We start from the raw sequence: 18,777 nt of genomic DNA on the forward strand, positions 1-18,777 counted from the left end.
CACAGGCACAGCGACGCGGCCTACGCCGCCGCGCAGGCGCCGACCGCCGTCGACGTCCGGTTCGCGAACGCCTACGCGCCGACGCTGCCCTATCTCGACCTTGGCCCCGACGGCCGGGGCGGAGAGCTCCCCACCGGGCAGCCCCCGCCGCCGGAACGCCGCGCATCGGCCCTGCCGCGTCAGGCCCCGCCCGCCGCAGCGGAGCGCGACGTGCCTCACAAGGCCGCACCCGGTGCCGGAACCGAGGACGGCGCGCCCCGTGCCGGGGGCCGCGCCGAAGCACGGCGCCGTGGCCGGCGGCGGAACGCCGAACGCTCCGACACCCTGCGCCGGCTCGTCCCGCAGGCACTCGTCGTCGCCTTCCTCGCCGGCGGGACCTCCGCGTTCGTCGCCACCGACAAGTCCGTGCGGCTCACCGTCGACGGTGAGCCCCGCTCCCTGCACACCTTCGCCGACGACGTGCAGGAACTCCTCGCCGACGAAGGGCTCGCCGTCGGCCCGCACGACATCGTCGCCCCCGGCCCCCGGGAGGACCTCGACAACGGCGACGAGATCGTCGTCCGCTACGGCCGCCCCCTCGCCCTCACCCTCGACGGCCACCGCCGCACCGTATGGACCACCGCCCGCAGCGTCGAGGGCGCCCTGCGACAGCTCGGCGTGCGCGCGGAAGGCGCGTTCCTGTCCGTCTCGCGCTCCTCGGAGATCGCCCGCTCCGGGCTCAGCCTGGACGTACGCACCGAACGGTCCGTGACCTTCATGGCCGACGGACGCGAACGCACCATCCGCACCACCGCCGCGACCGTGCGCGAGGCCCTGGACGAGGCCGGCATCGCACTCCGCGGCCAGGACACCACCTCGGTGCCGGCGGAGAGCTTCCCCCGCGACGGCCAGACCATCACCGTCATGCGGATCACCGGCGCCCGGCAGGTGCGCGACGAACCTGTCCCGTACGCCGTCGAGAGGGCACCCGACCCGTCGCTGTTCGCAGGCACCGAAGTCGTCGACCGCCAGGGCGTCGCCGGCGTGCGCCGCGTCACCTTCGCGCTGCGCACCGTCAACGGCGTGCGCCAGAGACCCCGCAAACTCGCCGAGGAGATCGTCCGGGAGCCGGTCACCGAGCAGATCCGGGTCGGCACCCGGCAGCCGCCGTCGTCCGTCAGCGGCGCCGACGGGCTCAACTGGGGCGCGCTCGCCGACTGCGAGTCCGGCGGCCGCCCCGGCGCGGTCGACGCCTCCGGGAACTACGGCGGGCTGTACCAGTTCGACGCCGGTACCTGGCGCGCCCTCGGTGGCAGCGGCCGGCCGGAGGACGCCCCGGCCGCGGAACAGACCTACCGGGCGAAGAAGCTCTATGTGCAGCGGGGGGCGAGTCCGTGGCCTCACTGCGGCCGTAGGCTGTATCGGTGAGCACCACTGATCCCGACGCACTCCTCGGCCCCGCCGACATCCGCGAACTGGCCGCCGCGCTGGGCGTACGCCCCACCAAGCAGCGCGGCCAGAACTTCGTCATCGACGCCAACACGGTCCGCCGCATTGTGCGCACGGCCGGCGTACGGCCCGACGACGTGGTCGTCGAGGTCGGCCCCGGGCTCGGCTCGCTGACCCTGGCACTGCTGGAGGCCGCGGACCGGGTCGTCGCCGTCGAGATCGACGACGTGCTCGCCGCCGCGCTGCCCACCACCGTGGCGGCACGCCTGCCGGAACGGGCCGAGCGCTTCTCGCTCGTCCACTCCGACGCGATGCATGTGCAGGAGCTCCCGGGGCCGCCGCCGACCGCGCTCGTCGCCAACCTGCCCTACAACGTCGCCGTGCCCGTCCTGCTGCACATGCTGGACCGCTTCCCGACCATCGAACGCACCCTGGTCATGGTCCAGGCCGAGGTCGCGGACCGGCTCGCGGCAGGGCCGGGGAACAAGGTGTACGGCGTCCCCTCGGTCAAGGCCAACTGGTACACCGAGGTCAAGCGGGCCGGCGCCATCGGCCGCAACGTCTTCTGGCCCGCCCCCAACGTGGACTCGGGCCTCGTCTCGCTGGTGCGCCGCACCTCGCCGGTGCCGACGTCCGCCACGAAGGCGGAGGTCTTCGCCGTGGTCGACGCGGCCTTCGCGCAGCGCCGCAAGACCCTGCGCGCCGCGCTCGCGGGCTGGGCCGGATCCCCGGCCGCGGCGGAGGCCGCGCTGGTCGCGGCCGGAGTGTCGCCGCAGGCGCGCGGGGAGTCCCTGACGGTGGAGCAGTTCGCCCGGATCGCGGAGGCCAAGAAGTGAGCGTGACCGTACGAGTGCCGGCGAAGGTCAACGTCCAGCTGGCGGTCGGCGCGGCCCGCCCCGACGGCTTCCACGACCTCGCCAATGTCTTCCTCGCCGTCGGTCTGTACGACGAGGTGACGGTGCGGCCCGCCCCGTCGCTGACGATCACCTGCTCGGGGCCGGGCTCCGACCAGGTGCCCCTGGACCGTACGAACCTGGCGGCCCGCGCGGCCGAGAAGCTCGCGGCCCGCCACGGCATCTCGCCCGACGTCCACATCCACATCGCCAAGGACATCCCGGTCGCCGGAGGCATGGCGGGCGGCTCGGCGGACGGCGCGGGCGCGCTGCTGGCGTGCGACGCGCTGTGGGGCCTCGAGTCGTCCCGTACCGAACTCCTCGACATCTGTGCGGAGTTGGGCAGTGACGTGCCGTTCAGCCTGGTCGGCGGGGCGGCCCTCGGTACCGGCCGCGGCGAGCAGCTCACGGAGCTGGAGGTCCGCGGGACGTTCCACTGGGTGTTCGCGATGGCGGACGGCGGGCTGTCCACACCCGCGGTCTACGGGGAGTTCGACCGCCTGAACTCGGGCGCAGCCGTTCCCGCGCCGGTCGCCTCGTCCGCTCTGCTCGACGCGCTGCGCACGGGCGACGCCGCGGCCCTCGCGGACGCCGTCTCGAACGACCTGCAGCCCGCGGCCCTGTCGCTGCGCCCGTCGCTGGCGGCGACGCTCTCGACGGGCATGTCGGCGGGTGCGCTGGCGTCCCTGGTCTCGGGGTCGGGCCCGACGACGGCGTTCCTGACGAAGGACGAGGACACGGCGGTGTCGGTGGCGTCGGCGCTGGTGGCATCGGGCACGTGCCGTGACGCCCGGGTGGCGGCGTCGCCGGCGGTGGGCGCGACGATGGTGTAGGCGGGGAAGGGGACCGCTCGCCGCAGGCGACCACGTACTCACGCCGCGGATGAGTACCCGCGCTCTCCCGGCAACGGCAGCGACCCCGGCAACCTGCCCCCATGGCCACAAACGTCCGCGCGCTCGCCGCCGCCACCCCCGCCACCCGCGACCGGTACGTCGACCTCCTGCGGGTCGCCTCCCTCGGCGTCGTCGTCGGCGGGCACTGGCTCATGGCCGCCGTCACCGGCGGCGGGCAGGACGGGCAGGACGCCAAGGTCGGGAATCTGCTCGCCGTCGTGCCCGAGCTGCAGGCGCTCACCTGGGTCCTCCAGGTCATGCCCGTGTTCTTCTTCGTCGGCGGGTTCTCGCACGCCCTCGCGTACCGCTCCCTGCACCGCAGGCACGAAGGCAGGTCCGTGTACGCCGCGTTCCTTCGCGCACGGCTGCAGCGGCTCCTGCGGCCCACCATGGCCTTCGTCCTCGTCTGGGGCGTCGCCGCGCTGCTCGTGCAACTGCTCGGCGGGGGAGGCGGGATGACCGGTGTCGCGCTGCGGCTCGTCGCGCAGCCGCTGTGGTTCATCGGGATCTATCTCGCCATGGTCGCGTTCACCCCGCCGCTGCTGGCACTGCACGAGCGCTACGGCTGGGGCGCCTTCGGCGCACTCGCCGGCGGGGCGGTCGCCGTCGACGTGCTGCGCTTCGCCGCCGGCGTCCCCTTCGTGGAGTTCCTGAACTTCGCCTTCGTCTGGCTCGCCGTCCACCAGCTCGGCTTCCTGCGCGCCGACGGGCGGATCCGGATGCCCGACGTGCTCGCAACCGCCGGCCTCGCCGGTGCCGCCGCGCTCGTCGCCCTCGGGCCGTATCCGCTGTCGATGGTCGGGATGCCGGGGGAGAAGGTCTCCAACATGGCTCCGCCCACCCTCGCGCTGCTCTGCCACGGGCTCTGGCTGGTCGGTGCCGTCGAACTGCTGCGAGGACCTGGCACCCGGCTGGTGCAGAGGGCCCGCGTCTGGCGTGCCGTCGTCGCCGCCAACGGGATCGCCATGACCGCCTTCCTGTGGCACCTGACCGCGATGCTGGGGGTGTACGGCGCGATGATCGCCGCGGGTCTCGCGCTGCCCGAGCCGGCCACCGCCGCCTGGTGGGCGCAGACACCGGTCCGTATCGCCGCGGCCGCCGTGCTGACGGCCCTGCTCGTCGCCGTCTTCCGGTCCTTCGAGCGGCCCGGTGCGGCTGCCGTGGTCCCGGTGAACGGCACCGGGCCGATCGCAGCCACCGGGATCACTCTCTGCCTCTTCGGCATCCTCGGACTGTCGATGGTGGGCTTCGGCGGGCTGCTGGAGGGACGGACGGCGATGCTGGTGGCCGTACGCGTCAGCGCCCCGGCCGCCGTGCTGATGGCGCTGGGCGGCTGGCTCCTCGTGGAACGGGCCGGGCGGGGGAGTCACGGGTGACAAGTAGGCTGGGGGGTCGATCGTTCCCCCTGGCAGGAGAAAAATGGCCGTCAACCTCGTCAATGTCGAGGCAGTCAGCAAGGTGTACGGCACACGTGCCCTGCTGGACTCCGTCTCCCTCGGCGTGTCCGAGGGGGATCGCATCGGCGTCGTCGGCCGTAACGGCGACGGCAAGACCACCCTCATCCGGATGCTCGCCAAGCTGGAGGACCCCGACACCGGACGGGTCACCCAGAGCGGCGGGCTGCGGATCGGTGTGCTCACCCAGCACGACTCCCTCGACCCCGAGGCCACCATCCGGCACGAGGTCATCGGGGATCTCGCGGACCACGAGTGGGCGGGGAACGCCAAGATCCGCGATGTGCTGACCGGACTGTTCGACGGTCTCGACCTCTCCGGCTTCCCCCAGGGCCTCGACACCGTGATCGGACCGCTGTCCGGCGGTGAGCGCCGCCGTATCGCCCTCGCGCAGCTGCTGATCGCCGAGCAGGACCTGATCGTCCTCGACGAGCCCACCAACCACCTCGACGTGGAGGGCATCGCCTGGCTGGCGCAGCACCTGAGGAACCGCCGTTCCGCGCTCGTCTGCGTCACGCACGACCGCTGGTTCCTCGACCAGGTCTGCACCCGCATGTGGGACGTGCAGCGCGGCGCGGTGTACGAGTACGAGGGCGGCTACAGCGACTACGTCTTCGCCCGTGCCGAGCGCGAGCGCATCGCGGCCACGGAGGAGTCCAAGCGGCAGAACCTGATGCGCAAGGAGCTGGCCTGGCTGCGGCGCGGTGCCCCCGCCCGTACGTCCAAGCCGCGGTACCGCATCGAGGCCGCCAACGAACTGATCGCCGATGTGCCGCCGCCGCGTGACACCTCGGAGCTGATGAAGTTCGCCTCAGCCCGGCTCGGCAAGACGGTCTTCGACCTGGAGAACGTGACCGTCCAGGCGGGCCCCAAGGTGCTGCTGAAGCACCTGACCTGGCAGCTCGGCCCCGGTGACCGCATCGGCCTGGTCGGCGTCAACGGCGCGGGCAAGACGTCGCTGCTGCGCGCACTCGCCGATGCGGCGTTCTCCCAGGGCGACGAACAGCCCGTGGCGGGCCGGGTGGCCGTCGGCAAGACCGTGCGGCTCGCGTATCTCTCCCAGGACGTCACCGAACTGCCGCCCGCGCTGCGCGTGCTGGAGGCCGTGCAGCAGATCCGTGACCGGGTGGATCTGGGCAAGGGCCGGGAGATGACGGCGGGGCAGCTGTGCGAGCAGTTCGGCTTCGGCAAGGAGAAGCAGTGGACGCCCGTCGGTGACCTGTCCGGTGGTGAGCGGCGCAGGCTGCAGCTGCTGCGGCTGCTGATGGACGAGCCCAACGTGCTGTTCCTCGACGAGCCCACCAACGACCTCGACATCGAGACCCTGACCCAGCTGGAGGACCTGCTCGACGGCTGGCCGGGGACGATGGTCGTCATCTCCCACGACCGCTTCTTCGTCGAACGGACGACGGACCGTACGTTCGCGCTGCTCGGCGACGGCGCGCTGCGGATGCTGCCGCGCGGGATCGACGAGTACCTGGAGCGCCGGGCACGGATCGTGGAGACGTCGGCGCCGACACCGCCGCCGGCCGCGGCCTCCGCGACCAAGGAGAAGTCGGCCGCGGACACCCGCGCGGCGAAGAAGGAACTGCAGCGGATCGAGCGACAGCTCGACAAGATCTCCGACAGGGAGGCCAAGCTGCACACGCAAATCGCCGATAACGCCACGAACTTCGAGAAGGTTGCCGAACTGGACGCCGAGCTGCGCGAACTGGCGGGCGAACGCGACGAGTTGGAAATGCGCTGGCTCGAACTCGCGGAAGACGCCTAGAGAGCCGTCGGTAGAGAAGCCGTGGAAAGCGCGTAACAACAGCATCACGGGCCGGTCCTCCCTTGGGAACAGGGTGGACCGAGCCCGCTCCGCCTTCGTCGTGAGTGATACAAAGAAGCGCGCCCCGACCGGTTCTGTCCGGCCGGCGCGCGCTGTGATGTGTCCGATCGACTCTTTCGGATCGAGGTGCTGACCGAATCTCGCCTCACCGGAACAACGGGGCGGGTTGTCGCCCACGCCGAAGGCTGAGGGAGCGGCCGGGCAGCAGACCGTAGGAGAAGGGGGAGGGGCTGATGACTCAGCCACCGGATCGGCCTGCGCCGGACGGCGGCGTCACAGCTGCGCATGACCAGCAGCAGGGGGCCGCTTATCCACCGCCGCCTGCCCATGCGCCCCAGATGCCGCCCACTGCGCCCGCCGGGTACGGCGGGCCGCCGGCACCCGGGCCCGGGTACCCGCAGCAGCCCTATGGTCATCAGCCAGGCCCCTACGGCCGGCAGCCCGGCCCGTACAACCAGCCCGGCCCTTACGGGGGATATCCGGCGCAGCCGCAGCAGTTCGGCGCTCCGGCCCCGGTTGCCCCGGCTGCCCGCGGTGGCTTCCTGCGGGGCCGGACTGGTGTCGTCGTCGCCGCGGTGCTCGCGGCGGTGCTCGTCGTCGGCGGTGGTACGTATCTCGCCCTGAGCGGCGACGCCAAGGACACCACGTCCCACGCGGACAAGGGCGGCGCGGCACCCTCCGGCCCGTCCACCGGATCGCCGGGCGACGGAGCGGCGTCCAACGCCACGGCCGACGCAGGCGCCGACGACCTCAACGCAGGGCGCAGGCCCGGCGAGGCGAAGATCCTCTTCCTCGACCGCAACACTGTCGACGTGCCGGGCGGCGGAGCCGATGTCAACGGCCCCTGGGTCGTGGGCGACACCCTGGTGAAGGCCGTCTACCGCGAGATAGCCGGCTACTCGGTGACCGACGGCAGCAAGCTGTGGACCATCAAGCTCGGCACCGATGTGTGCCTGGCGGCGCCGGAACCCTCCGCCGACGGGAAGATCGTCCTCGGCGTCAAGAGCGGTCTCACCACCGAATCGGACTGCAGCGTCCTGCAGATGATCGACGCCAAGAGCGGCAAGGCGGGCTGGAAGAAGCCCATTCCCAAGCCCAAGGACCTCGTGGGCTTCTCCGACTTCATTCTCGCCCTCGGCGGGAACACGGTCACCGCGGCCGGTCTGGACACCTCGTTCGGGTTCCGGGTGAGCGACGGGAAGCAGCTCTTCGCCACCCCGGCCTCCGGGTGCCTGCGCTTCGGGTTCGCGGGTATCGGCCCCGGGATGATAGCCGCCGCGAGCTGCCCGACCGGGGAGTCGGAGACGATCAAGCAGGAGCTCCAGGGCGTCGACCCCGCCACCGGAAAGACGGTGTGGCGGTACCCGCTTCCCGCCGAGTGGGAGGTCGAGAAGGTCTACGCGACCACCCCGCCCGTCGTCTCCATCCGGCAGCAGGACAGCGACGGCGAGCGCATCGCGGGAAGGATCGTCGCGCTGACGGCCGAGGGGAAGCTGCGCTCGCAGTTCCCGGTCGGCAAGGAAGTGGACGTGCCCCGGTGCAGCAGTGCGACCGTCCAGTTCCGCGGTGACATCCACGGATGGTGCAGCGGCGTCGCGGCCGACGCGGCCACGCTCTGGATGGCCACGAAGGCCGGCGGGAGCAACGAGGTCGTCGCCTACAACCTGGACAGCGGCAACGTGAAGTGGCGTTCGGCGCCCGGTCCCGACCGCACGATGGTTCCGGTGGCCGCGGAGAACGGCAGTGTCGTCGTCCACATCGCGCCCTACGGGGATCAGGCCGGTGCGGTCGCCACGATCGGGCCGGGCGGCGGCTCCCCCAAGATCCTTCTCAAACATCCGAGTTCGGCCGCCGAGGCCGAGGCCGACCTCGTCAACCGCCGGGCGCGCACGGCCTACGCGAACGGCAGGTTCTTCCTCGTCTCCCCGAACATCAGCGCACTGAACGACGACGATGAACAGAAACTCACCAGCATGATGGCTTTCGGCAAGTGAACGCGGTCTGGGTCATCCGGACATCTCCCACTCCTAATCGCATCTCCCCACTCCAGAGGTAGTACGCCATGACACAGCCGCCGAACCAGCCGCCCCAGCCCGGCTTCGGAGCCCCCCAGGACCCGCAGGGTGTTCCCCAGCCGCCCGCCCAGCCGCCGCAGATGCCCCCTGCCCCGGCAGCTCCGCCCACGCCGCCCGCAGGTGCGCCGGCGCCCGGCTACGGATACCCGCAGCAGCCGCCCGCGCCCCAGCCCGGTTACGGCTACCCGCAGCAGCAGCCCGGCCAGCCCGGCCCCTACGGCCAGCAGCAGGGGCCGTACGGCCAGCAGCCCGGCCCGTACAACCAGCCCGGCCCTTACGGCGGTTACCCGGCGCAGCCCCAGTACCCGGGTGCGCCGACGCCGCCCGGCGGCGGGTCCGGGAACTTCTTCAAGGGGAAGACCGGAATCATCGTTGCCGCTTCCGCGGCCGCGCTGCTCGTCATCGGCGGCGGCACGTGGTTCGCGCTCGCCGGTGACGACAAGGACGACAAGCCGTCCGTCAGCAAGTCCAGCGACGACCCGAAGCCGACCGGCTCGCCCACTGTCGACCAGGGCGACGGCAACGGCGACGGCGGCGGCCGTGACGGCGAGGACGACCTCAACGCCGGGCGCAAGGACGGCGAGGCGAAGGTCCTGTTCCTCACCAAGAACGACGTGGACCTGCCGCGCAACGGCGCCGACGTCTTCGGTCCGTGGGTGGTCGGCGACACCGTCGTCAAGGCCATGTACCGCGAGATCGCCGGCTACTCGGTGACCGACGGCAAGAAGAAGTGGAGCGTGCCGATCAGCACCAAGGTGTGCTCCGCACCCGTCAACGCCTCCGCCGACGGCAAGATCGTCTTCGGGGTCGAGGACGGTCTCACCGAGAAGGCCGAGTGCAACGACCTGCAGATGGTCGACCTCACGACCGGCAAGGCCGGCTGGAAGAAGCCCATCCCCAAGCCGACCGGCGCGTTCGCCTCGCTGGCCGACTACACCCTCGCCATCAGCGGCAACACGCTGGCGGTCGGCGGCGGCAGCAACTCGTACGGCTTCTCCCTCACCGACGGCAAGCAGCTCTTCGGCAAGCCGTCCGGCGACTGCAAGCCGTTCGCGTTCGCCGGCGGCCCGAAGCTGCTCGCCGGTGCGAGCTGCAAGACGTCCGACGTCAACAAGCCCAAGCAGCAGCTCCAGGAGATCGACCCGGCCAGCGGCAAGCCCAAGTGGACGTACAACACGCCCGAGGGCTGGGAGATCGACAAGGTCTACTCGGCGAGCCCGCTGGTCATCTCCATCACCCAGCGTGAGCCGAAGAAGTGGTCGATCATCTCGCTGACCGACAACGGCAAGCCGCGCGCGACGATCGACGGCGGCAAGGACAAGTTCGCCCCCCGCTGCGGCGGCGCGTTCGTGATCTTCGGCCAGAACCTCGAGGGCTGCACCGGTGTGGCCGCCGACGCCAAGAACTTCTACATGTCGACGGACACCGGCTACGGCACCGCCAACGAGGTCGTCGCCTTCAGCCTCGACACGGGCAAGTCCGTCTGGCGCTCCAAGGCCCCGGCCGAGCGCCAGATGACGCCGCTGCGGATCGAGGGCGGCAACGTCCTCGTCTACATGGGCGCCTCGTACGACAAGGGCGGCACGGTCGCCACGATCGCCCCGAGCGGTGGCGCGCCGAAGACGCTGCTGCAGCACCCGGCGTCGACCGCGCAGATCGAGAACACCTTCTACTCGCCGAAGATGGCGTACGCCGACGGCCGCTTCTTCCTCGCCAGCGGGCGGGTGAGCGCGAGCAACGACAAGGAGGAGAAGGAGGCCAAGACCATGATGGCCTTCGGCCAGTGACCGTCTCCTCCGTCGACTCAGTCCACTCCCGTACCCCAGAGGTAAGCCCGTCATGACACAGCCGCCACCACCGCCCAACCAGCCACCCAACCAGCCTCCTGTCGACCCGCTGGCGAAGCAGCCCCCTGCCGCTCCGCCGAACCAGCCCCCGCAGGGCGGTTTCGGCGCACCCCAGGAGTCGCCGGGCGGAGGGTTCGGCGCGCCGACGCCGCCGCCGGACGGCTCGTACGGCTATCCGCAGACCCCGCCGGGGACCCCTGCGCCGGGTCAGCCGCAGTACGGCTATCCGCAGCAGCCCGGTTACGGCTACCCGACCCAGCCTGCGCAGCCGCAGTACATGCCGCCGCAGAACGGCGGCAGCGGCGGCGGCAAGAAGCTCAGCACGCAGATGCAGATCATCATCGCCGCGTGCGTCGCCGTCGTGCTCATCGTCGTGGGCGGCGTCGTGTACGCCTCCTCCGGTGAGGACGGCGGCAAGAAGGAGGACACCAGCAGCGGCCCCGGCGGCGGCACCGGCGGTGGTGGCGGCGACGATGCCAAGGCCGCGCCCGACGGTCCCGGCAAGGAGAAGGCCGGCGCGAACACCGCCTCCAAGGTCGCCTTCCAGCTTCCCGAGCCCGCCCGTGAGGACCTGACCGCGGTGCCCGGTTCGTGGGTCACCGACAAGGCGTTCGTGAAGCCGGGCGTGAACTCGCTCGTCGGCTACGACGTGGCCAAGGGCAGCGTCCTGTGGACCACCAAGCTTGCGGGCCAGGTCTGCGGTGCCTCGCGCCATGTCAGCAAGGACAACAAGACGGCGATCCTCTTCGAGGCGAAGAAGCGCACGGCGCCCAAGTTCTACGAGCGGTGCACCGAGGTCGGTGTCGTCGACCTGAACACCGGTGCGCTGGTGTGGAGCAAGTCCGTCACGGGTGACGCCCGCGGCGACGAGAAGACGGTCTTCGAGCAGATCACTCTCAGCGGCAACACCGTTGCCGCCGGCGGTCTCTACGGCGGCGCGGCATTCGACATCGCCACCGGCGCCGTCCGGTGGAAGCCCACCGTCGACGCGGAGCAGTGCAAGGACATCGGCTACGGCGGCGGCAAGGCGCTGGTCGCGGTCCGCGCGTGCGGCGACTACGACACCCGCACCGCGATCATCCAGCCGGTCAACCCGGACAACGGAACCCCGCTGTCCTCGTTCAAGATGCCCGACGGTGTCGAGGACGCGCGGATCGTCTCCACCGATCCGCTGGTCGTCGCGGCCGACGTCGGCGACACCGGCACGTTCGGTATCTCGGACTTCTTCTCGATCGACGCCAAGACGGGCAAGCTGCGCGCCAAGATCGCTGCCCTGGGCGACAAGTACCTCGCCCGCTGCTCGGCCAGCGACGGAGTCGAGGGCTGCGAGTTCGTACTCGTCGGCAACGGCAGGATCTACCTGCCGACGACCGAGCACGACGGTGCCGGTGACGGTGGCCGGACCAACGAGATCGTCTCCTTCGACCTCGCGACCGGCAAGGGAACCAGCGACCGCGCGGACGCGGGCGACGGCTACCACGCCCTTCCGCTGCGGATGGACGGCGGCAGCCTCATCGTCTACAAGTGGCCCCCCTACGACAAGGGCGGCCAGATCGTCAGCATCGACGGTGCCACGTTCAAGCAGACGGTCCTGCTGGAGAACCCGGGGGACCGCTCGGTCCGCGACGCGGAGACCAGCTTCACCGAGAACGGCTCCGAGTACCGCTACGAGGCGGGACGCTTCTTCATCTCGCAGACCCTGATGAGCAAGCCCCGTGAGTCCGACTCGCAGTTCGGCAAGAAGTACCTGGCGATCTCGTTCAGCGTCGCCGACTGACCGCCCGACGCACGACCTGCCGGCCCGGCACCTCGGATCCCCGAGGTGCCGGGCCGCGGTGCAAGTGGCCCCGGTTGGCGATGAATTCGGCAATCTGGGGCGCTTCTGCCGGAGTTAGGGGCGCGCTGCGTGGCACGAGCGTGTAGCTTGCCGGGTCAGGAGGGCCGGGAGGCCTGCCAACGGGGAGGGTTGCTCGATGGGCGTGCGGCTCATCGTGGTCGACGACCACAGACTGCTCGCCGAGGCGCTCGCCTCGGCGCTGAAACTGCGCGGGCACCGGGTGCTCGCGGCCGCCGCTCCCGCCGCGGGCGCGGCCGAACTGGTCGTCGCCAGAGCACCCGAGGTGTGCCTGCTGGGGACCCAGGCGCCCGCCGCGCCGGGCGCCTTCGACCCGATCGTACGGATCAAGAAGGAACGCCCACAGGTGGCCGTCGTGGTGCTGGGGCCGGTGCCCAGCCCGCGCGGTATCGCCGCAGCCTTCGCAGCGGGAGCGTCCGGCTATGTCCGTCACGACGAGCGCATAGAAGGCGTGGAGCGCGCACTGGTGAAGGCGCGTGCGGGCGAGGCGGTGGTGGCGCCGCAGCTGCTTCAGGGCGCGTTCGCCGAGCTGCTCAACCCGGCCGCGCAGCCGGACGACGAGGGCCAGCGGCTCCTCGCGCTGCTCACTCCGCGGGAGGTGGAGGTTTTGGTGCGGGTGGCGGAGGGTGAGGACACCCGGTTGATCGCGGCGGGCATGGGGATCGCGTCGAGCACCGCGCGGACACATGTGCAGCGGGTGCTGATGAAGCTGGGGGTCGGCTCCCGGCTGGAGGCGGCGGCGCTGGCCGCGCGGACCGGGCTGCTGGACCGGGCGGCGATCGCGTCGCCGCCCGGACCGTATCCGCAGTAGCCAGGCCCTGTCCGGGCGATCTTCTCGGGCCCGCGACGCCGGCTACGGCATTCCCCCAGCCTTCGGCCGGTGGGGTCCCCCCGGCGGAGCCAGGGGGAGTGCCCCCACGCTGTGTTGTCAAAGTCGCCCGAGTACATCCAGTACGAGGACGATCTCCCCCGGCCCGGCCTGGCGGCCGGGTGGTGCCCCCACCGCCTTGCGATGCGTCCCCTCGGCCCTGGCGGGCCGGGGAGGCCCCATGCATCCGACGCCGCGGGCTGATCCTCGAAGATCGCCCGGACAGGACCTACTCGGCGGGTATCGGCGGCACGGTGGGCCGCAGCCTCAGCCAGACGAGGAAGAACAGCCCGAGGGCGAGCATCCCGAGGCCCGTCCACAGGTTGATGTTGACGCCCTGCGCCTTCTTCAGGTCCGCGTCGGAGGCGAACACGCCCGCGGTCGTGACGATGACGCCGTAGAGGGTGAACAGGCCGCCGATGATGCGGCGGATGTCGAAGAGCCGGGCCGCGGTGGCGGACTTGCGCTCCAGCTCGGAGACTTCGCGATGCAGGTCGGACATGGTTGTTGGGGCCTCCGATCGGTCAGAAGGAATAGGGGATGTAGCAGGCGGCGGCGAGGACGATCGCGCCCCAGCCCAGGAGCGCGGGCCTGCGGTACCAGGCGTCGTCGCCCTCGGCCGGTGCCTCCTCCATGTCCGGCGACTTCGTGCCGTAGACGAGACCGGCGAGTTCGGCCTCGGGCCGGGGCGCGGTGAAGAGGGTGACCAGGACCATCACGACCGCGCCGGCGGCGAAGCCGACGATCGCGGAGACGAAGTTGGCGCCCTGCTCGGACGGGATGTCGACGATGCCCTGCTTGTAGACGACGAAGTAGTTGACCATCGCGGCCGTGGTGCCCGCGAACAGGCCCCAGACACCGGACTTCATGGAGGCCCGCTTCCAGAACATGCCGATGATGAAGACGACGAACATCGGCACGTTGAAGAAGGAGAAGAGGGTCTGCAGGTAGCCCATGATGTTGGAGAAGCTGGAGGCGAGGAAGGCGGTGCCGATGGAGCACAGCACGCCGATCGCCGTGATCAGCCGGCCGAAGCGCAGGTAGTACCGGTCGTCGCGGTTCTTCTTCACGTACTTGGCCCAGATGTCGTACGTGAACATGGTGTTGAAGGACGACACGTTCGCCGCCATGCCGGCCATGAACGCGGCGAGCAGACCGGTGACGGCGATTCCGAGCACACCGTTGGGCAGCAGTTCCTGCATCAGCAGGGGGACGGCGTCGTTGTAGGTGAGGTCGGAGCCCGCGGTGCCGATCTTCGGTACGAGGACGGCGGCGACGAGGCCCGGGATCATCACCAGGAACACGATGAACATCTTCGGGAACGCGGCGATCAGCGGGGTGCGCTTGGCGGCGGAGAGGTTCTTCGCGGACAGGGCGCGCTGCACCTCGGCGAAGTTGGTCGTCCAGTATCCGAAGGACAGTACGAAGCCGAGGCCGAGGACGATGGTGAGCCAGTTGGCGCCGAGCGGGTTGGGGTCGCCGATGCCGGTGCCGCCCCAGGCGGTGAGGAAGTCCTCCCCGTGGCTCTTCTCCAGCGATCCGGTCAGTCCGTCCCAGCCGCCGACCCGCTTGAGCCCGAGGAGCGTCAGCGGGATGAGCGCCGCGAGGATCACGAAGAACTGCAGCACCTCGTTGTAGATCGCGGAGGACAGGCCGCCGATGGTGATGTACGCGAGGACGAACAGCCCGGCGACGACGATGGAGATCCACTGCGGCCAGCCGAGCAGGGCCTCGACGACGATGGAGAGGGCGTAGAGGTTGACGCCGGCGATCAGGATCGCGGCGAAGGCGAACAGCACCGAGCTCAGCAGATGTGCGGACCTGTCGAATCTCTGGAGCAGGAACTCGGGGACCGAACGGACCTTGGAGCCGTAGTAGAACGGCATCATCACCAGGCCGAGGAAGACCATCGCCGGGATGGCGCCGATCCAGTACCAGTGGACGACCGCGACGCCGTACTGCGCGCCGGTGGCCGCCATGCCGAGTATCTCGGTCGCGCCGAGGTTGGCGGCGACGAAGGCGAGGCCGGTGACCCAGGCGGGCAGTGAACGCCCGGAGAGGAAGAAGTCGAGGCTGGTCCTGACGCTGGCACGGGCGGCGAAGCCGATGCCCAGGACGACGGCGAAGTAGATCGCCAGGATCGCGTAGTCGAGCCCGTTCGTGGGGAGCCGGAGCCCGTCGGCCAGGTAGTGCATGCGTACTCGCTTCGTTGCGTGAACTGATCTGACCGGAACCTACGCGTCGATGTTCAGAAACTGAACACTTCTGTTGATGTTCTTTGTTTGATTGTGATGGGGAGTGAGGGGTGGGCTGCCGGATATGCCCTGCAGTGCCCCGAGGTGGGCATTCATGGCATGACCATTGACGCGCCCTGTTGGCTTGTGATTTGTTATGTGCGGTTCTGTTGGATGGGGAGTGGCTGAGGGAGCTCCGCGTGAAGAAGACGTCGACCCGGCTCGCCGACGGTCGTGAGTTGCTCTACTACGACTCCCGGGACGACGCCGTACGCGACGCCGTCGACCGGCGGCCCCTCGACGCCATCTCCACCACCTCGGAGATCCGCCACGACGTGCTCCTCGGCGACTCGGTCGCCATCGCCTCGCACCGCCAGGGCCGCATCTACCACCCGCCCGCCGACGAGTGCCCGCTCTGCCCCTCACGGGAAGGCCGCTTCAGCGAGATCCCGTCCGCCGACTACGACGTCGTCGTCTTCGAGAACCGCTTCCCCTCCCTCGCCGGCGGCTCCGGCCGCTGCGAGGTCGTCTGCTTCACCTCCGACCACGAGGCCTCCTTCGCCGACCTCACCGAGGAGCAGGCGGCACTCGTCCTGGAGGCATGGACCGACCGCACCGCCGAACTCGCCGAACTCCCCGGCGTCCAGCAGGTCTTCTGCTTCGAGAACCGCGGCGCCGAGATCGGTGTGACCCTCCAGCACCCGCACGGGCAGATCTACGGCTACCCGTTCGTCACCCCGCGCACCGAGCTGATGCTGCGCTCGGCGGCGGAGCACCGGGAGGCCACCGGCCGCAATCTCTTCGACGACGTCGTCGCGCGCGAACTCTCCGAAGGCGTCCGGACAGTGCTGGAGGGCGAACACTGGGTCGCCTTCGTGCCGTACGCGGCGCACTGGCCGTACGAGGTGCACCTGTACCCGAAGCGCCGGGTGGCCGACCTGCGGGGGCTCGACGACGCGGCGCGCACAGAGTTCCCACAGATCCATCTGGAACTGTTGAGGCGCTTCGACCGGATCTTCGGCCGCGGTGAACCGCCCACGCCCTACATCGCCGCCTGGCACCAGGCGCCGTTCACCGGCGCCGGGCGGGAGGAGTTCGCCCTGCATCTCGAGCTTTTCACCATCCGCCGCACTTCCGGCAAGCTGAAGTTTCTCGCGGGTTCCGAGTCCGGTATGAGCGTGTTCATCAACGACGTGCCGCCGGAAGCCGCGGCCGAGCGACTGCGAGAGGTAGCGAGCGAGTGAGCAAGAAGTACCTGGTCACAGGCGGTGCGGGTTATGTCGGCAGTGTGGTGGCGCAGCACCTTCTGGAGGCCGGCCACCGGGTGACCGTCCTCGACGACCTCTCCACCGGGTTCCGCGAGGGGGTTCCGGCGGGCGCCGAGTTCATCGAGGGCCGCATTCAGGACGCGGCCTCCTGGCTGGACCCCAGCTACGACGGGGTGCTGCACTTCGCGGCGTTCTCGCAGGTCGGCGAGTCGGTCGCCAAGCCGGAGAAGTACTGGGCGAACAACGTCGGCGGCACGATGCTCCTCCTGGACGCCATGCGCTCCGCCGGTGTGCGCACCCTTGTCTTCTCGTCCACCGCCGCGACGTACGGCGAGCCGGTCTCCACCCCCCTCACGGAGTCCGACCCGACCGCCCCCACGAGCCCGTACGGCGCCTCCAAGCTCGCGGTCGACCACATGATCAGCGGCGAGGCGGCCGCCCACGGGCTCGCCGCCGTGTCCCTGCGCTATTTCAACGTGGCAGGGGCGTACGGCGACTGCGGTGAGCGCCACGACCCCGAGTCGCACCTCATCCCGCTGGTCCTGCAGGTCGCACTCGGCAGGCGCGAGTCCATCTCCGTCTTCGGCGGGGACTACCCGACGCCCGACGGCACGTGCGTCCGCGACTACATCCATGTCGCCGACCTCGCCGAGGCCCATCTGCTCGCGCTGGACGCCGCGACCACCGGCGAGCACCTCATCTGCAACCTCGGCAACGGCAACGGCTTCTCCGTGCGCGAGGTCATCGAGACCGTGCGCAAGGTCACCGGTCACCCGGTTCCCGAGGTCGTGGCCGAGCGCCGCGCCGGCGACCCGGCGGTCCTCGTCGCCTCAGCAGCCGCCGCCCAGGCTCGCCTGGGCTGGCAACCGAGCCGCGCCGACCTGGCCGGCATCGTGTCCGACGCCTGGGCATTCGCCCGCGGGAGGGAAAACGCGTCATGAGCAACGGTGTGTGGGCAGCCCCCGGCAGGGTGAATCTGATCGGTGAACACACCGACTACAACGACGGGTTCGTGATGCCGTTCGCGCTGCCGCACACCACGGTGGCGACCGTGGCACGCCGCGACGACGGCGTGCTGCGGCTGCACTCCGCCGACGTCGACGACGGCCCGGTCGAACTGCGCGTCGACGCGCTCGCGCCGGGCGGCGCGGGCGGCTGGACCGACTATCCGGCGGGCGTGGTCTGGGCGTTGCGCGAGGCCGGCCACGCGGTCGGCGGCGCCGACTTCCACTTCGCGTCGACCGTGCCCACGGGCGCCGGACTGTCCTCGTCCGCCGCCCTGGAGGTCGTCACCGCCCTCGCCCTGAACGACCTGTACGAACTGGGCCTCGAGCGCCCGCGTCTGGCCCGCCTGTGCCAGCGCGCCGAGAACGCCTATGTCGGCGCCCCCACCGGGATCATGGACCAGACGGCCTCGGCGTGCTGCACCGAGGGGCACGCCCTGTATCTGGACACCCGGGACCTGTCCCAGCGCCAGATCCCCTTCGACCTGGCCGCCCACGGCCTCGAACTCCTCGTCGTCGACACCCGTGTGAAGCACGCCCACAGCGAGGGGGAGTACGGCAAGCGCCGCGCGGGCTGCGAGGCGGGCGCGGCGGCGCTCGGCGTCGCCGTGCTGCGGGACGTCGGGTACGGGGAGTTGGGCGAGGCGCTGGCCCGCCTGGACGACACGGACGTGCGTGGCCTCGTGCGCCACATCGTCACCGAGAACCACCGTGTGGAGCGGGTGATCGGGTTCGCGGAGGCGGGTGACTTCCGTGCGATCGGACCGGTCCTGACCGAAGGACATGCCTCGCTGCGGGACGACTTCCGGATCTCGTGCCGCGAACTGGACCTGGTGGTGGACACCTCGCTGGCCGCCGGCGCGCTGGGCGCGCGGATGACGGGCGGCGGCTTCGGCGGCTCGGCGATCGTGCTGACGGAGTCGTCGGCGGCGGCGACGGTGACGAAGTCGGTCCTGGAGGCGTTCGCCGCGCAGTCCCTGGACACGCCCCGGGTGTTCACAGCGGTGCCGTCGGCAGGAGCGAAGCGTCTTTCCTGAGACGGGTGTTCGGGCCGGATCGCCGCCGCTGCGGGGGCCGACCCGGTCGACTTCCGTCCCGATCCGGAACATGCGTCACACCATGAACAC

General features: G+C 70.7%; 14 protein-coding genes. 12 read left to right on the plus strand and 2 right to left on the minus strand.

The genetic code is table 11. The features are described 5' to 3' along the window. The first annotated feature begins 171 nt into the window (after positions 1–171). The 9 genes from AC067Z_RS04315 to AC067Z_RS04355 all read left to right on the plus strand — a co-directional run bounded on the left by AC067Z_RS04315 (position 172) and on the right by AC067Z_RS04355 (position 13,087). Complete coding sequence (locus tag AC067Z_RS04315) at positions 172–1,407, plus strand: ubiquitin-like domain-containing protein (RefSeq protein ID WP_478788055.1); 1,236 nt, start codon at positions 172–174, stop codon at positions 1,405–1,407. Further along, the gene (gene rsmA / locus AC067Z_RS04320) at positions 1,404–2,264 is read left to right on the plus strand and encodes a 16S rRNA (adenine(1518)-N(6)/adenine(1519)-N(6))-dimethyltransferase RsmA (RefSeq protein ID WP_478787898.1); all 861 of its coding nucleotides are present in this window, start codon (positions 1,404–1,406) and stop codon (positions 2,262–2,264) included. Before AC067Z_RS04315 ends, rsmA begins: the two co-directional genes overlap by 4 nt. Next, positions 2,261–3,154: a 4-(cytidine 5'-diphospho)-2-C-methyl-D-erythritol kinase gene (locus AC067Z_RS04325; protein WP_478787899.1), complete on the plus strand. Its 894-nt coding sequence runs from the start codon at positions 2,261–2,263 to the stop codon at positions 3,152–3,154. The genes rsmA and AC067Z_RS04325 overlap by 4 nt, the downstream gene beginning before the upstream one ends. Positions 3,155–3,255: 101 nt before the next feature. Further along, positions 3,256–4,590: an acyltransferase family protein gene (locus AC067Z_RS04330; RefSeq protein WP_478787900.1), complete on the plus strand. Its 1,335-nt coding sequence runs from the start codon at positions 3,256–3,258 to the stop codon at positions 4,588–4,590. A 43-nt stretch (positions 4,591–4,633) separates the two neighbouring features. Continuing rightward, positions 4,634–6,439 (plus strand): ABC-F family ATP-binding cassette domain-containing protein, encoded by a 1,806-nt coding sequence (locus tag AC067Z_RS04335; protein ID WP_478787901.1) that lies wholly within the window; start codon positions 4,634–4,636, stop codon positions 6,437–6,439. A gap of 398 nt (positions 6,440–6,837) precedes the next feature. Continuing rightward, positions 6,838–8,493, plus strand: coding sequence for a PQQ-binding-like beta-propeller repeat protein (locus tag AC067Z_RS04340; protein WP_478787902.1), 1,656 nt, complete (start codon positions 6,838–6,840; stop codon positions 8,491–8,493). A gap of 68 nt (positions 8,494–8,561) precedes the next feature. After that, a complete protein-coding gene (locus tag AC067Z_RS04345) occupies positions 8,562–10,361 on the plus strand; it encodes an outer membrane protein assembly factor BamB family protein (RefSeq protein WP_478787903.1) in 1,800 nt (599 codons plus the stop codon). A gap of 52 nt (positions 10,362–10,413) precedes the next feature. After that, positions 10,414–12,198 carry an outer membrane protein assembly factor BamB family protein gene (locus tag AC067Z_RS04350; RefSeq protein WP_478787904.1) on the plus strand — a complete coding sequence of 595 codons (1,785 nt, stop codon included), beginning with the start codon at positions 10,414–10,416 and terminating at the stop codon, positions 12,196–12,198. A gap of 196 nt (positions 12,199–12,394) precedes the next feature. Then, the gene (locus tag AC067Z_RS04355) at positions 12,395–13,087 is read left to right on the plus strand and encodes a helix-turn-helix transcriptional regulator (protein ID WP_478787905.1); all 693 of its coding nucleotides are present in this window, start codon (positions 12,395–12,397) and stop codon (positions 13,085–13,087) included. A 286-nt stretch (positions 13,088–13,373) separates the two neighbouring features. Here the strand turns inward: AC067Z_RS04355 and AC067Z_RS04360 are convergent, their stop codons facing one another. Beyond that, entirely contained in the window at positions 13,374–13,646 is a 273-nt protein-coding gene (locus AC067Z_RS04360; RefSeq protein WP_478787906.1) for a hypothetical protein, read from the minus strand. 22 nt (positions 13,647–13,668) lie between these two features. Beyond that, on the minus strand, positions 13,669–15,339 hold the full coding sequence (locus AC067Z_RS04365; protein WP_478787907.1) for a sodium:solute symporter family protein: 1,671 nt from the start codon (positions 15,337–15,339) through the stop codon (positions 13,669–13,671). A 239-nt stretch (positions 15,340–15,578) separates the two neighbouring features. Here AC067Z_RS04365 and galT point away from each other — a divergent pair, with 239 nt between their 5' ends. The 3 genes from galT to galK are packed head-to-tail and all read left to right on the plus strand — an operon-like array spanning position 15,579 to position 18,687. Continuing rightward, positions 15,579–16,622, plus strand: a complete 1,044-nt coding sequence (gene galT, locus AC067Z_RS04370) for a galactose-1-phosphate uridylyltransferase (RefSeq protein ID WP_478787908.1) — start codon at positions 15,579–15,581, stop codon at positions 16,620–16,622. Further along, a complete protein-coding gene (gene galE / locus AC067Z_RS04375) occupies positions 16,619–17,587 on the plus strand; it encodes a UDP-glucose 4-epimerase GalE (protein ID WP_478787909.1) in 969 nt (322 codons plus the stop codon). The genes galT and galE overlap by 4 nt, the downstream gene beginning before the upstream one ends. Further along, the gene (gene galK / locus AC067Z_RS04380) at positions 17,584–18,687 is read left to right on the plus strand and encodes a galactokinase (RefSeq protein ID WP_478787910.1); all 1,104 of its coding nucleotides are present in this window, start codon (positions 17,584–17,586) and stop codon (positions 18,685–18,687) included. The genes galE and galK overlap by 4 nt, the downstream gene beginning before the upstream one ends. Positions 18,688–18,777: the final 90 nt, after the last annotated feature.

Source organism: Streptomyces sp. NPDC043812 (genome assembly GCF_056436245.1).